The sequence below is a fragment of the Streptomyces sp. NPDC001668 genome (genome assembly GCF_042893155.1).
Lineage (GTDB): Bacteria > Actinomycetota > Actinomycetes > Streptomycetales > Streptomycetaceae > Streptomyces.
This window is the reverse complement of the sequence record NZ_JBIAUQ010000015.1, coordinates 205,940-219,063: the sequence shown is the minus strand read 5'-3', so window position 1 is coordinate 219,063 and position 13,124 is coordinate 205,940. Positions and strand designations below refer to the sequence as shown.

The window sequence follows — 13,124 nt, the reverse complement described above, 5'->3', positions numbered from 1 at the left end:
AATCACAGATTGCCGAAAGCGTGTTCTCAGGGGGCCCCGACATGGTGTTCACCATGACCACGACCTCGCCCCAGGGGCGCACCGAACTGCTGAGGCCGGACGGGAGCCCCGTCCGCGTGCTTGTGGTGGACGACGAGCTGTCGATCACCGAGCTGCTGTCCATGGCCCTGCGCTATGAGGGATGGCAGATCCGCAGCGCGGGAGACGGCACGGGCGCCGTGCAGACCGCGCGGGAGTTCCGGCCCGACGCCGTCGTCCTGGACATGATGCTCCCGGACATGGACGGCCTCACCGTCCTGGGGCGGCTGCGGCGCGAACTCCCGGACGTGCCCGTGCTGTTCCTGACGGCGAAGGACGCCGTCGAGGACCGTATCGCCGGGCTCACCGCCGGTGGCGACGACTACGTCACCAAGCCGTTCAGCCTCGAAGAGGTCGTGGCCCGGCTGCGCGGCCTCATCCGCCGCTCCGGCGCGGCAGACCGCCGCTCCGACTCCGTGCTGGTCGTCGGTGACCTCACCCTCGACGAGGACAGCCACGAGGTGTCGCGGGCCGGGGACAACATCCACCTCACGGCGACCGAGTTCGAGCTCCTGCGGTTCCTGATGCGCAACCCCCGGCGGGTGCTCAGCAAGGCGCAGATCCTGGACCGGGTGTGGTCGTACGACTTCGGCGGCCAGGCCAACGTCGTCGAGCTGTACATCTCCTACCTGCGACGGAAGATCGACGCGGGGCGTGAGCCGATGATCCACACCCGGCGCGGCGCCGGCTACCTGATCAAGCCCGCCGCCTCATGAGCGGGCGACGACGGCCGCGGGCGCAGAAGCGGGCAGAGCGGACAGGAAAGCCGCGCACGCTGCGGACGCGGCTCGTCGTCGCGTCGGTGGTGCTGATCGCGGTGGTGTGCTCGGTGATCGGCACGGTGACGACGCTGGCGTTGCGGACCCATCTGTACGACCAGTTGGGCGACCAGGTCTTCGACGCGGGGAAGCGTCTGGCGGGGCCGCCGTTCGGCAGGTCGGAGATCCCGAAATCGAAAGACCAGCAGAACCAGAGCCAGACACAGAACCAGATCCAGAACCTGGACCAGCTCGACGCCTTCGTCACCTACGGACCGACGCAGGAGAACACCGTGGCCGCCGAGATCGGCGCCGACGGCACCATCTCCAAGGCGGTCGTCGCCGTACGGGAATCAAGCGACACCGGCCAGCGGATGAGGGCCAAGACGCTGACCGCGGCACAGCGGGCCGTGTTCGCCGGCGTGCCCACCACGGGCAAGCACGTCGTGACCATTCCCGGTGTCGGTGAGTACCTCGTGATGTACACCGTGTCCAGGGAGGGCACCGGCTACTACGTGGCCTTGCCCACCGACGCCGTGAGCAACACCATCAACACCCTGATCCTCGTGGAGATCAGCGTCACCGCCGCCGGTCTCGGCGCAGCCGTCATCGCCGGTTACGTCCTCGTAGGACTCGCCACCCGCCCCCTCCGCAAGGTCGCCAACACCGCCACCCGGGTCTCCGAACTGCCTCTCCACACCGGTGAGGTCAACCTCAGCGAGCGCGTGCCCGAGGCGGAGTGCGACCCGCACACCGAGGTCGGCCAGGTCGGCTCCGCGCTGAACAGGATGCTGGACCACGTCCACGGCGCCCTGCACGCACGGCAGCAGAGCGAGATGCGGGTGCGGCAGTTCGTCGCCGACGCCAGTCATGAGCTCAGGACGCCGCTCGCCTCCATCCGCGGATACGCCGAGCTCACCCGGCGCGGCAGGGAAGAGGTCGGCCCCGACACCCGGCACGCGCTCGGCCGTATCGAGTCCGAGGCGGGCCGCATGACGCTGCTCGTGGAGGACCTGCTGCTGCTCGCGCGCCTCGACGCCGGGCGGCCGCTCCAGTTCGAGCACACCGACCTCGTCCCGCTGGTCGTGGACACCATCAGCGACGCCCGCGCGGCCGGCATGGACCACAACTGGCGTCTCGACCTGCCCGACGAACCCGCCCTCGTCTCCGGCGACGCGGCCCGCCTCCAGCAGGTGCTCATCAACCTGCTCGGCAACGCCCGCAAACACACCCCGCCGGGTACGACGGTCACCGCGCGCGTGCAGCGCCGCGGACCGTGGATGTGCGTGGACGTCGAGGACGACGGCCAGGGCATCCCGCCCGACCTGCTCCCGCACGTCTTCGAACGGTTCGCGCGCGGTGACTCCTCACGCTCCCGTGCCTCCGGTTCGACCGGTCTCGGTCTCGCCATCGTGCAGGCCGTCGCGACCGCGCACGGCGGCGCGGTGACCGTGGACAGCGTCCCGGGGCGGACCGTGTTCACCGTGCACCTGCCCGCGGTCGGGCCCGTGGCCCCCCGTCCGGCGCCCGAAACCAACTGGCAATCGCACTCACAGGCACAGCACAGCGCCGCCATATGGGTGCAACAGGGGGCCTGACCAGAGTCGTTCCCATGCGAACCGACTCTTCTCCCGGCACCCTGCCGGCGCGGGAGCACCTCCCGGCCGGCGACGCCGGTACGCCTGTCCTGGACGTAGTGATCCCCGTCTACAACGAGGAGAAGGACCTCCAGCCGTGTGTGCTGAGACTGCACGAGCACCTCCGGCGCACGTTCCCGTACGCGTTCCGCATCACCATCGCGGACAACGCCTCGACCGACACCACTCCCCTGGTGTCACAGCGGCTGGCGGCGGACATCCCGGAGGTCAGGGCCTTCCGGCTGGAGCAGAAGGGCCGCGGCCGGGCGCTGCGGACCGTCTGGTCCGCCTCGGACGCCCCGGTCCTCGCCTACATGGACGTGGACCTGTCCACCGACCTCAACGCCCTGCTGCCGCTGGTGGCCCCGCTGATCTCGGGCCACTCCGACCTGGCGATCGGCTCCCGGCTCGCCCGCAGCTCCCGGGTCGTGCGCGGCCCCAAGCGCGAGTTCATCAGCCGCGCCTACAACCTCATCCTGCGCGGCTCCCTCCAGGCCCGCTTCTCCGACGCACAGTGCGGCTTCAAGGCCATCCGGCGGGACGTGGCGCAGGTCCTGCTGCCGCTCGTCGAGGACACCGGCTGGTTCTTCGACACCGAGATGCTGGTCATCGCCGAGCGCGCGGGACTGCGTATCCACGAAGTGCCCGTCGACTGGGTCGACGACCCCGACTCCACCGTCCACATCGTGAAGACGGCGACCGAGGACCTCAAGGGGGTGTGGCGGGTGGGCAAGGCCCTGGCGAGCGGATCGCTGCCGCTGGACCGGATCACCCGGCCCTTCGGCGACGACCCGCGCGACCGCGAGATCCAGGACGTGCCGAAGGGGCTGGCCCGCCAGCTCGTCGGGTTCTGTGTCGTCGGCGGTCTGTCGACCCTGTTCTACCTCGTCCTCTACAGCGCCTTCCGGCAGTTCAGCGGGTCGCAGATCGCCAACGCGCTGGCCCTGCTGGTCTCGGCGGTCGCCAACACCGCCGCCAACCGTCGCCTGACCTTCGGCGTGCGCGGGCGGGGCGGCGCCGTCCGGCACCAGGCGCAGGGCCTGGTCGTCTTCGGCATCGGCCTCGCGCTGACCAGCGGCTCCCTCGCCGCGCTCAACGCGGCCAGCAGCGACCCCGCGCACTCCACCGAACTGGCGGTGCTCATCGCCGCCAACCTCGCGGCGACCGTACTGCGCTTCCTGCTCTTCCGGGCCTGGGTCTTCCCCGACCGCGGTGACGACCAGCCCCGGTCCACCGTCGTCGCCCGCACCCCGTCCACGCCGGCCTACTCGACCCAGCAGTTCCCGCAGCAGCCCAGCGCGCCGCTGCCCCAGCGACCCACGGCACAGCAGTACGCCACGACGCCGTACACCCCGGCGTCCCCGTACGACCCGACCGAGTTCCGCGCCGGTGAAGCCGCGGAGCAGCGCTCCTGGAAGGACGCCACCGTGCAGTTGCAGCCGGTGCGCCCGACCGACACCGACCCGAGGAACTCCTGATGACCACACAGACCGATCACCCGGCCCAGCAGGGTTCCGGGTGGGGTCCGGCGGCGACGGCCTCCGAGGCGCCGGTCGCTCCCCCGGCCCCCGAGTCCGGTGAACCCCGGCGGCCCTTCGTGCGCAGACTGTGGCGCGGTCGCCCCGAGGACCCGCGCTGGGCGCGCCCGGCCCTCCTCGGCCTGCTCGCCGCGACCCTCCTGCTGTACCTCTACAACCTGAGCTCCTCCGGCTACGCCAACTCCTTCTACTCGGCGGCGGTCCAGGCGGGCAGCCAGTCCTGGAAGGCGTTCTTCTTCGGCTCGCTGGACGCGGGCAACGCCATCACCGTCGACAAGCCCCCGGCCTCGCTGTGGCCCATGGAGCTGTCGGTGCGGATCTTCGGCCTGAACTCCTGGGCGATCCTCGCCCCCGAGGTCCTGATGGGGGTCGGCTCGGTCGCCGTCGTTTACGCCTCCGTGCGCCGCCGGTTCAGCCCCGCGGCCGGTCTGATCGCGGGCGCCGTGCTCGCGCTCACCCCCGTCGCGGCGCTGATGTTCCGGTTCAACAACCCGGACGCCATGCTGGCGCTGCTGATGGCACTCGCCTGCTACCTCGTGGTCCGCGCCCTGGAGGACGGCCGGACGAAGTGGCTGCTGTGGGCGGGTGCCGCGATCGGCTTCGCGTTCCTCGCCAAGACCCTCCAGGCCTTCCTGATCCTGCCGCCGCTGGCGATCGTCTACGCCGTCTGCGCGCCGGTCTCCGTCAGGAAGCGGTTGGGCCAACTGGCCGCGGCCACCCTCGCGTTGGTCGTCTCCGGCGGCTGGTGGGTGGCGATCGTCGAGCTGTGGCCCGCCTCCTCCCGCCCCTACATCGGCGGCTCCCAGAACAACTCCTTCCTTGAACTGACCTTCGGCTACAACGGCTTCGGCCGCCTCAGCGGTGACGAGACCGGCTCGGTCGGCGGCGGCGGTGGCGGAGGCGGCACCGGGCAGTGGGGCGAGACCGGCTGGGACCGGATGTTCAACTCCGAGATCGGCGGCCAGATCTCCTGGCTGCTGCCGGCCGCGCTGATCCTGCTCGTCGCCGGTCTGGTGGCGACCCGCAAGCTCGGGCGCACGTCGGTGACCCGCGGTTCGTTCCTCGTCTGGGGCGGCTCGCTGCTGATGACCATGGTCGTCTTCAGCTACATGGCGGGCATCTTCCACCAGTACTACACGGTGGCCCTCGCCCCCTACCTGGCGGCCGTGATCGGCATGGGCGCGGGCATCCTGTGGGAGAAGCGCGCCGAGCTGTGGGCGTCGATCACCCTCGCGGGCTCGGTCGTGGCGGCGGCGACCTGGAGCTACGTCCTGCTCAACCGCACCTCCGACTACCTGCCCTGGCTGAAGTACCTGGTCCTGATCGGCGGCCTCGTCGCCGCGCTCGGCCTGATCTTCGCGGGCCGTGTCACCCGTCAACTCGCCCTCGCGGCAGCGTCCCTGGGCCTGCTGGCCGCCCTGGCCGGCCCGACGGCGTACACCCTCAGCACCCTCCAGGAGGGCCACACCGGTTCCATCGTGACGGCGGGCCCGGCGGGCGCGTCCATGATGGGCGGCGGTGGCGGTCCGGGTGGGGGCGGCGGTGGCCGGGGTGGCTTCGGCGGCGGAATGCCCGGCCGGCAGGGACAGCAGCAGAACGGCAACGGCACCACGCAGGGCGGCGGCACGGGCGGCTTCCCCGGTGGGGGCATGCCCGGCCAGAACCAGCAGAACGGCAACGGCGGCACCCAGGGTCAGCAGGGCGGCCCCGGCGGACGGACGGGCGACGGCGGCGGCATGGGCGGCGGCGTCGGCGGTCTGCTGAACGGCGCCAGCGTCACCTCCGAGGCCAAGAAACTGCTGGAGACCGACGCGTCGGAGTACACCTGGGCCGCGGCGGCCATCGGCGCCCAGAACGCGGCGAGTTACCAGCTCTCCACCGGCGACCCGGTGATGGCGATCGGCGGCTTCAACGGCACCGACCCGTCCCCGACGCTGGCCCAGTTCAAGAAGTACGTGGAGGACGGAAAGATCCACTACTTCATCGCCGGCGGCTCGGGCGGCGGCAGGGGCGGCAGCAGCAGCGGTACGTCCTCGCAGATCACCTCGTGGGTCGAGGCCAACTTCAAGAAGGTCACGGTCGGTTCGGCCACCTTCTACGACCTCACCCAGAAGGCGAGCGGCTGACGGTTCTCCCCGGCGGAGCGGTCATGTTGTACGGCGTATAGGAACTGTTCTACGGTGTACAGCATGACCGCCCCCGCCGCCACCGTCACCGTCTCCCAGGGCCATCCCCAGCGCTGGCTGATACTCGGCGTCATCTGTCTGGCGCAGCTGACCGTGCTGCTCGACAACACGATCCTGAACGTGGCGATCCCCTCCCTCACCAGCGAACTGGGAGCCGCCACCGCCGACATCCAGTGGATGATCAACGCGTACTCCCTGGTGCAGTCCGGTCTCCTGCTCACCGCGGGCAGCGCCGCCGACCGCTACGGCCGCAAGAAGATGCTGGCCGCGGGGCTGGTGCTGTTCGGCGTCGGTTCACTGGTCGCGGGTCTCGCCGACTCCACCGCTCAACTGATCGCGGCGCGGGCCGGGATGGGCGTGGGCGGCGCGCTGCTGATGACCACCACGCTCGCCGTGGCGATGCAGATCTTCGCGCCCGAGGAGCAGCCAAGGGCCATCGGCATCTGGGCCGCGGTGAACTCGCTCGGCTTCGCGACCGGCCCCCTCCTCGGCGGCTTCATGCTGAACCACTTCTGGTGGGGCGCCATCTTCCTGATCAACCTGCCGGTCGCCGCGCTCGCCCTGGTCGCGGTCGTGATCCTGGTCCCCGAGTCCAAGAACCCACGCGGCGACCGCCCCGACCTGCTCGGCGCCCTGCTGTCCACCATCGGCATGGCCTCCCTGGTGTACGCGATCATCTCCGGCCCCGAGCACGGCTGGACGTCCGGCCGGGTGCTGGCGCCGGCGGCCGTCGCGGCCGTGGTCCTCGCCGGGTTCGCGTACTGGGAGAACCGGATCCCCCATCCCATGCTGGACACGCACTTCTTCCGCGACCGCCGCTTCACGGGAGCGGTGGCCGGGGCGGTCCTGATCACCTTCGGCATGGGCGGCTCGCTCTTCCTGCTCACCCAGCACATGCAGTTCGTCCTCGGATACGGCCCCCTGGAGGCGGGGCTGCGGACGGCACCGCTCGCGCTGATGATCGTCGCCCTCAACTTCACGGGCCTGTCGGCGAAGTGGTCGACGAGGCTCGGGACGCCGCTCTCCATCGGCCTCGGCATGGCGGTGATGGCGGCGGGCCTCCTCTCCATCGCCACGCTGACCGACCACGGCTATCCGGGCACGCTCCTCGGGCTGGTGCTCATCGGCACGGGGGCGGCGGTCGCCAGTCCGGCGATGGCACACGCGATCATGAGCGCGATCCCGCCGGAGAAGGCCGGGGTCGGCGCGGGGATCAACGGCACGGTGGCGGAGTTCGGGCAGGGGCTGGGGGTCGCGGTCCTCGGCGCGATGCTCAACGCGCGGTTCGCGGCGGGGATTTCGGTGGCCGCGGTGTCCCTGCCGGGGGCGCTGGCGGAGGCGGGATCGGTGTCGGAGCGGGCGCGGATCACGGACGCGTTCGCCTCCGGCCTGGAGAGCAGTCAGATGGTGGGGGCGGTGGCTGTGTTGCTGGGTGGGGTGGTGGCGGGGGTGTTGTTGCGGCGGGCTGAACGGGGGAAAGCCGCCTGAGGGGGTGGAGGCTTCCCGCTCGTCGGCGGGTGCGGGCTCGTCGTGGTCTCTCGCGCAGTTCCCCGCAACCCTGCGGGGCCTGGCATCTTTGACAGTGAACGGACGTTTCTGAAAGGTGCGCCATGGCTAACGCAGGCCAGAAGGCCCAAGGCCGGACCAGTGTCTGGCTGGAGGGCAAGGTGCGCCGGGGCGGGCGTGGGGGCGGGCAGCCGTCCGGGCTGGACCGGGACCGGATCACCGAGGTCACCGTACGGCTGCTCGACGCGGAGGGGCTGGCCAAGTTCTCGATGCGGCGGCTGGCCGCCGAGCTGAACGTGACCGCGATGTCCGTCTACTGGTACGTCGACACCAAGGACGACCTCCTCGAACTCGCCCTGGACGCGGCCTTCGGCGAGCTGGAGCTGCCCGACCCGGGCGCCGACGAGGACTGGCGGGACCAACTGCGCGCGGTGGCCGGGGAGTACCGGAGTCTGCTGGTCCGGCACCCCTGGGTCTCACCGCTGGCCGGCACCTTCCTCAACATCGGCCCCAACTCCCTGGCCCTGTCCCGGATCGTGCACCGGGTCGTCCGCAAGACCGGCCTGCCCGCCCACGGCATCACCGGCGCGATCTCCGCCGTCTTCCAGTTCGTCTACGGCTTCGGCACCATCGAGGGCCACTTCATGACCCGCTCCGCGCAGGCCGGCATGACCCAGGACGCGTACTTCCGCCACGCCATGACAGCCGCCGCCCAGGCCCCCGACGCCGCCGAGATCCTCAAGGAGAACGAGGAGATCATGACGGCGCGGGGCGGCGACACGGTGGAGGAGATGAGGGACAGGGACTTCACGTTCGCCCTGGACCTCCTGGTGGCAGGCATCGAAACGATGGTGCAGGCGACTTCCAGCGCCTAGGCGTCCGGCGAAGCCAGCCGCGCGGGGAAACCGCCGGTGGCCACCGGCCCCCACCGCTCCGGGGTGACCCGGATGATCGACTTCCCCTGCTTCACCATCGCCGCCCGGTACTCGTCCCAGTCGGGGTGCTCCCCGGAGATGTTCCGGAAGTACTCCACCAACGGCTCCACCGACTCCGGCGAGTCGATGACCTCCGCCGTCCCGTCGACCTGCACCCACGGCCCGTTCCAGTCGTCGCTCAGCACGATCACGCTGACCCGGGGGTCCCGCTTGGCGTTCCGTGTCTTCGCCCGCTCGGGGTACGTGGAGACGACGATCCGCCCGGAGTCGTCCACCCCGCAGGTCAACGGCGAGGCCTGCGGAGACCCGTCCGCCCGCCGCGTCAGCAGGATCGCCCGGTGCCGGGGCCGTACGAAGTCCAGCAGCTCGTCCAGGGAGACGGACTTGTTGGTCGCGATGTTCGGTGCCATGGAATCAGCCTAGTGCCGGGGCGGGCGACGCCTGCCCTGATGGGAGATCCGCTTCAGTGCGACTCCCCCTGCACCGCCTGCACATCGAGCTCGACCTTCAGCGTCGTACCGATCGCCGCGATCCCCGCCTGCACGACCTGGTTGTAGTTCATGGCGAAGTCCTCCCGCCGCAGCTGGGTCGTCGCCCGGAAGGCCGCGCGGGTGCCGCCCCAGGGGTCGGCGCCGGTGCCCAGGTAGGACAGGTCCAGGTCCACGGGTCGTACGACACCCCGCATCGCCAGTTCCCCACGCACCGTCCAGCGATCCGTACCGGTCACCGTCAGCCCCGTCGACCGGTAGGTGATCTCGGGGTACCGCTCGACGTCCAGGAAGTCCGCCGACCTCAGGTGCTCGTCGCGCATGGCGTTCCCCGTGTCGATGGAGGCCGCCCGGATGACCGCCTCCACCCGGGACTTGGTCACGTCGTCCGGGGCGACCTCGATCGCCGCCGTGAAGTCGGTGAAACGGCCGTGCACGCTGGAGATGCCCAGGTGCTGGGCGACCGCGCCCACACTGGAGTGGGCCGGGTCCACGGTCCAGGGGCCAGGCGGCGGGAGTTCCGTCCCGCCGATGCGGGCCAGCGTGACCGTGCCGACCTCGGCCCGGCCGCTCGCGGTGACGATCGCGCTGGAGGCGGCGGGCGCGTAGCCGACGGCGGTGACGATGACGGTGTACGGCCCCGGCTCCAGCGGAGTCCGGTCCCGTACGGCGCCCTCCTCGTCCGCCTCCGCGCGCAGCACCTGCGTGCCGGTCATGTCGGTCACCGTGACGACCGCGTGCGACACGGCCCATCCGTCGCGGGTCCGGATCCTCGCGCTCAGTCCCATTTCACGTAACTCCTCGAAGAAGAAGACCGGCCCGTGGCGGGCGCGCACCTCCGCTTGGAGCGCGCTGCCCGCCACGGGCCGGAGCGGGTGAACTACTCGCCGGGGTGGGCGAGTTCGATGTCGTGGTCGTCGACGCCGGGGCCGTTCACCGTCAGGGCCGTCGCCTGCGGCGGGTAGCCCGTGGCGATGACCGTGTACTCGCCGCCGTCCAGGTCGGTGAAGGCGTACGCCCCGTCCGTCCCGGTGGTGGCGGTGCCGACCACGTTGCCGGCCGCGTCCACGAGGGTGACCCGCGCGTCGGCCAGCGGACCGTGCGGCGCCCGTACGACACCCTGGAGGCGGGCGCCGGAGTCGAGGTCGACCTCGATCCGGGTGACGCCGGTGCCGCCGACCTCGACGGGCAGGGCGCGCGGCCGGAACCCGGCGGCGTTGACCGCGACGGTCACGGCACCCGGGACCAGCTCGCCGAAGGCGAACTCGCCCTGCTCACCGGTGGTCCCGGTGGCCAGCAGATCGCCGCGCACGTCGGTGACGATCACCATGGCGTCCTTGACCGGCTCCCCGTTCTGCGCGGCCCGCACGAGCCCGTTCAGCCCGCTGGTGCCGCTGAGGAGGATGTCGTACGCCACCGGCTCGCCGTTGACGAGCACCGTGGACGCCTGCGGCTGGAAGCCGTCCGCGGAGGCGATCAGGACGTACGACCCGACGCTCGGCGCCTCGACGGCGTAGGAACCGTCGGCCTGGGTGACCGACCGGCCCAGCTGCCGTCCCGTGAGCGAGATCAGCGTGACGGCGGCCTGCGGGACCGGGGCGCTCTCGTTGCCGCGGACGAAGCCGCGGACCGGGATGCCGCCGGAGCCCTCACCGGACGCCTCCGGACGGGCGAGGGTGGCCACGGCGGACAGCCGCTGCGTGCCCTCGGGGGCGGTCTCGGTGTCGGAGGTGGTGGCCCAGCTCGGGGTGTGCCCGGCAGCCGGGGCCTCAGCCGCCTCCGCGGGAGCCGCGGTCTCCGCGGGGGCCTCGGCCGGCGACGCCTCCGCCGCGGCCTGTGCCAGCGCGCCCTTGGTCTTCAGCGGGACCTCCTTGATGAACAGGGTGATCAGGAACGCGACGGCCGCGAGGGCGCCGGCGATCAGGAACACATCGGCGATGCCGTGGCCGTAGGCGCTCTCCATGAGCGTGCGCACCGGGGCCGGGAGCTTGCTCAGGTCCGGGATGCTGTCGGTGGACGAGCCGGAACCGGACAGCGCGGCCTGGTACTTGGGGTCGAGGGCGGCGACGCCGTCCGTGACGTAGTGCGTGATCCGGTGGGACATGACCGCGCCGAGCGCGGAGACGCCGACCGCACCACCGAGGGAACGGAAGAAGGTGACCGTGGAGCTGGCCGCGCCGAGGTCGCTCGGCTCGACCTGGTTCTGCGTGCACAGCACCAGGTTCTGCATCATCATGCCGATGCCGAGACCCAGCAGCGCCATGAAGATCGACATCTTCCAGTACGCCGTGTCGTACCGGATGGTGCCCAGCAGGCCGAGGCCCGCCGTCACCAGCACACCACCGCTGACCAGCCACGCCTTCCAGCGTCCGGTGCGGGTGATGAACTGCCCGGAGACGGTCGAGGAGATGAAGAGCCCGCCGATCATCGGGATGGTCATGACCCCGGACATCGTCGGGGACTTGTCGCGGGCCAGCTGGAAGTACTGGCTGAAGAAGACCGTGCCGGTGAACATCGCGACACCGACGAACAGCGAGGCCAGCGACGCGAGCGTGATGGTGCGGTTGCGGAACAGCCGCAGCGGGATGATCGGCTCGGTCGCCTTGGACTCGATCAGCACGAACAGCAGACCGAGCACGATCGAACCGCCGACCATGGTGTAGGTCTGCCACGACACCCAGTCGTACTTGTCGCCGGCGAAGGTGACCCAGACCAGCAGCAGCGACACGGCGGCCGCGACGAAGGTGGCGCCGGCCCAGTCGACCTTGACGTCCCGCTTCACGGTGGGCAGGTGCAGGGTCTTCTGGAGCACGATCAGCGCGATGACGGCGAAGGGGACGCCGACGTAGAAGCACCAGCGCCAGCCCAGCCAGCTGGTGTCGGTGATGACACCGCCGAGCAGCGGGCCGCCGACGGTGGCCACGGCGAAGGTGGCGCCGAGGTAGCCGGAGTAACGGCCCCGCTCACGCGGGGAGATCATCGCGGCCATGACGATCTGCGCGAGGGCGGACAGACCGCCGACGCCGATGCCCTGGACGACACGGCAGGCGATGAGCATGCCGGAGTTGTGCGACAGACCCGCCGCCGCGGAGCCCAGGACGTAGATGACCAGGGCTATCTGGACGAGCGCCTTCTTGCTGTACAGGTCCGCGAGCTTGCCCCACAGGGGGGTGGTCGCGGTCATCGCCAGCAGCGAGGCGGTGACGACCCAGGTGTAGGCGGACTGGCCGCCGCCGAGGTCGCTGATGATGTGCGGGAGGGCGTTGGTGACGATCGTGGACGACAGGATCGCCACGAACATGCCGAGCAGCAGGCCGGAGATGGCCTCCATGATCTGCCGGTGCGTCATCGGGGCGTACTCCGCGGAGCCTCCCCCGTGCTTGGCGTGAGCCCGCACACCGGCTGGTGTGGTCGTTGCCATGGGCTTCCTTCTCTTACTTGGTGATCGCGGGTGTACGGGTGGTCTGTTCGAGTACGGGGGGTGCGGGTGCGGATGCGAGTGCGGGGGGCCGGGGTTCGGGGCCGTGGTCGCGGGGGTCGCCGTGGGCGGCGTGGGTGCGGGTGTCGTCGAAGCTCGCCCGCAGGCGGGCCATCAGCTCGGTCAGCTGGGCCACCTCGTCGTCGCTCCAGTCGCTGAGGCGCTCGGCGAGCATGTGGCAGGTCCGCTGGGACAACTGGACCAGGAGCGACTGGCCGGCCGGCGTCAGACGCAGGATGCGGGAGCGTTTGTCGGCGGGGTCGGGGGAGCGTTCGATCCAGCCGCGCTCGACGACGTGTGCCACGTGGCGGCTGGTGACCGACATGTCCACGGCGAGCAGTTCGGAGAGCTTGCTGATGCGCATGTCTCCGTAGCGCCCGAGCAGGGTCAGTACGGTGGCGGAGCCGGAGGGGCACTCGGACGGCATCATCCGTCCGATCTCCCTCTTCACGGCTCCGAAGGCGCTGAACTGGCGTATCAGCTCTTCGTATCGCGCCTGCTCGGCGGCCATCACACCTCC

Annotated in this window: 10 protein-coding genes; 6 read left to right on the top strand and 4 right to left on the bottom strand. The window is 70.9% G+C overall.

The window, feature by feature from the left end; all coding sequences use genetic code 11:
- Positions 1 to 53 precede the first annotated feature (53 nt).
- The 6 genes from ACFYZ8_RS35570 (at position 54) to ACFYZ8_RS35545 (ending at position 8,578) form a co-directional block, all read left to right on the top strand.
- A complete protein-coding gene (locus ACFYZ8_RS35570) occupies positions 54 to 794 on the top strand; it encodes a response regulator transcription factor (protein WP_041821748.1) in 741 nt (246 codons plus the stop codon).
- The gene (locus ACFYZ8_RS35565) at positions 791 to 2,434 is read left to right on the top strand and encodes an ATP-binding protein (RefSeq protein ID WP_388540708.1); all 1,644 of its coding nucleotides are present in this window, start codon (positions 791 to 793) and stop codon (positions 2,432 to 2,434) included. Before ACFYZ8_RS35570 ends, ACFYZ8_RS35565 begins: the two co-directional genes overlap by 4 nt.
- 14 nt (positions 2,435 to 2,448) lie before the next feature.
- Positions 2,449 to 3,951, top strand: coding sequence for a bifunctional glycosyltransferase family 2/GtrA family protein (locus ACFYZ8_RS35560; RefSeq protein WP_359040494.1), 1,503 nt, complete (start codon positions 2,449 to 2,451; stop codon positions 3,949 to 3,951).
- Complete coding sequence (locus tag ACFYZ8_RS35555) at positions 3,951 to 6,137, top strand: ArnT family glycosyltransferase (protein ID WP_388540711.1); 2,187 nt, start codon at positions 3,951 to 3,953, stop codon at positions 6,135 to 6,137. The genes ACFYZ8_RS35560 and ACFYZ8_RS35555 overlap by 1 nt, the downstream gene beginning before the upstream one ends.
- A 63-nt stretch (positions 6,138 to 6,200) precedes the next feature.
- Positions 6,201 to 7,685: an MFS transporter gene (locus tag ACFYZ8_RS35550; protein ID WP_388540713.1), complete on the top strand. Its 1,485-nt coding sequence runs from the start codon at positions 6,201 to 6,203 to the stop codon at positions 7,683 to 7,685.
- Between the two features lie 122 nt (positions 7,686 to 7,807).
- Positions 7,808 to 8,578: a TetR/AcrR family transcriptional regulator gene (locus ACFYZ8_RS35545; RefSeq protein ID WP_359040487.1), complete on the top strand. Its 771-nt coding sequence runs from the start codon at positions 7,808 to 7,810 to the stop codon at positions 8,576 to 8,578.
- Here the strand turns inward: ACFYZ8_RS35545 and ACFYZ8_RS35540 are convergent.
- From ACFYZ8_RS35540 to ACFYZ8_RS35525, 4 genes are all read right to left on the bottom strand, one after another.
- Positions 8,575 to 9,048 carry a PPOX class F420-dependent oxidoreductase gene (locus ACFYZ8_RS35540; RefSeq protein WP_359040485.1) on the bottom strand — a complete coding sequence of 158 codons (474 nt, stop codon included), beginning with the start codon at positions 9,046 to 9,048 and terminating at the stop codon, positions 8,575 to 8,577. The genes ACFYZ8_RS35545 and ACFYZ8_RS35540 overlap by 4 nt on opposite strands.
- Before the next feature lie 53 nt (positions 9,049 to 9,101).
- A complete protein-coding gene (locus ACFYZ8_RS35535; RefSeq protein ID WP_359040483.1) occupies positions 9,102 to 9,914 on the bottom strand; it encodes a YceI family protein in 813 nt (270 codons plus the stop codon).
- Positions 9,915 to 10,006: 92 nt separating this feature from the next.
- Entirely contained in the window at positions 10,007 to 12,547 is a 2,541-nt protein-coding gene (locus tag ACFYZ8_RS35530; RefSeq protein ID WP_388540717.1) for an MFS transporter, read from the bottom strand.
- Positions 12,548 to 12,560: 13 nt separating this feature from the next.
- A complete protein-coding gene (locus tag ACFYZ8_RS35525; RefSeq protein WP_388540719.1) occupies positions 12,561 to 13,115 on the bottom strand; it encodes a MarR family winged helix-turn-helix transcriptional regulator in 555 nt (184 codons plus the stop codon).
- Between the last annotated feature and the right edge of the window lie 9 nt (positions 13,116 to 13,124).

What these genes read in the sequence shown, in the direction of transcription:
- ACFYZ8_RS35530 (WP_388540717.1), bottom strand. Translation starts at nt 12,547, where the DNA reads ATGGCAACGACCACACCAGCCGGTGTGCGGGCTCACGCCAAGCACGGG.
- ACFYZ8_RS35560 (WP_359040494.1), top strand. Translation starts at nt 2,449, where the DNA reads ATGCGAACCGACTCTTCTCCCGGCACCCTGCCGGCGCGGGAGCACCTC.
- ACFYZ8_RS35555 (WP_388540711.1), top strand. Translation starts at nt 3,951, where the DNA reads ATGACCACACAGACCGATCACCCGGCCCAGCAGGGTTCCGGGTGGGGT.
- ACFYZ8_RS35540 (WP_359040485.1), bottom strand. Translation starts at nt 9,048, where the DNA reads ATGGCACCGAACATCGCGACCAACAAGTCCGTCTCCCTGGACGAGCTG.
- ACFYZ8_RS35535 (WP_359040483.1), bottom strand. Translation starts at nt 9,914, where the DNA reads ATGGGACTGAGCGCGAGGATCCGGACCCGCGACGGATGGGCCGTGTCG.
- ACFYZ8_RS35570 (WP_041821748.1), top strand. Translation starts at nt 54, where the DNA reads ATGACCACGACCTCGCCCCAGGGGCGCACCGAACTGCTGAGGCCGGAC.
- ACFYZ8_RS35545 (WP_359040487.1), top strand. Translation starts at nt 7,808, where the DNA reads ATGGCTAACGCAGGCCAGAAGGCCCAAGGCCGGACCAGTGTCTGGCTG.
- ACFYZ8_RS35550 (WP_388540713.1), top strand. Translation starts at nt 6,201, where the DNA reads ATGACCGCCCCCGCCGCCACCGTCACCGTCTCCCAGGGCCATCCCCAG.
- ACFYZ8_RS35525 (WP_388540719.1), bottom strand. Translation starts at nt 13,115, where the DNA reads ATGGCCGCCGAGCAGGCGCGATACGAAGAGCTGATACGCCAGTTCAGC.
- ACFYZ8_RS35565 (WP_388540708.1), top strand. Translation starts at nt 791, where the DNA reads ATGAGCGGGCGACGACGGCCGCGGGCGCAGAAGCGGGCAGAGCGGACA.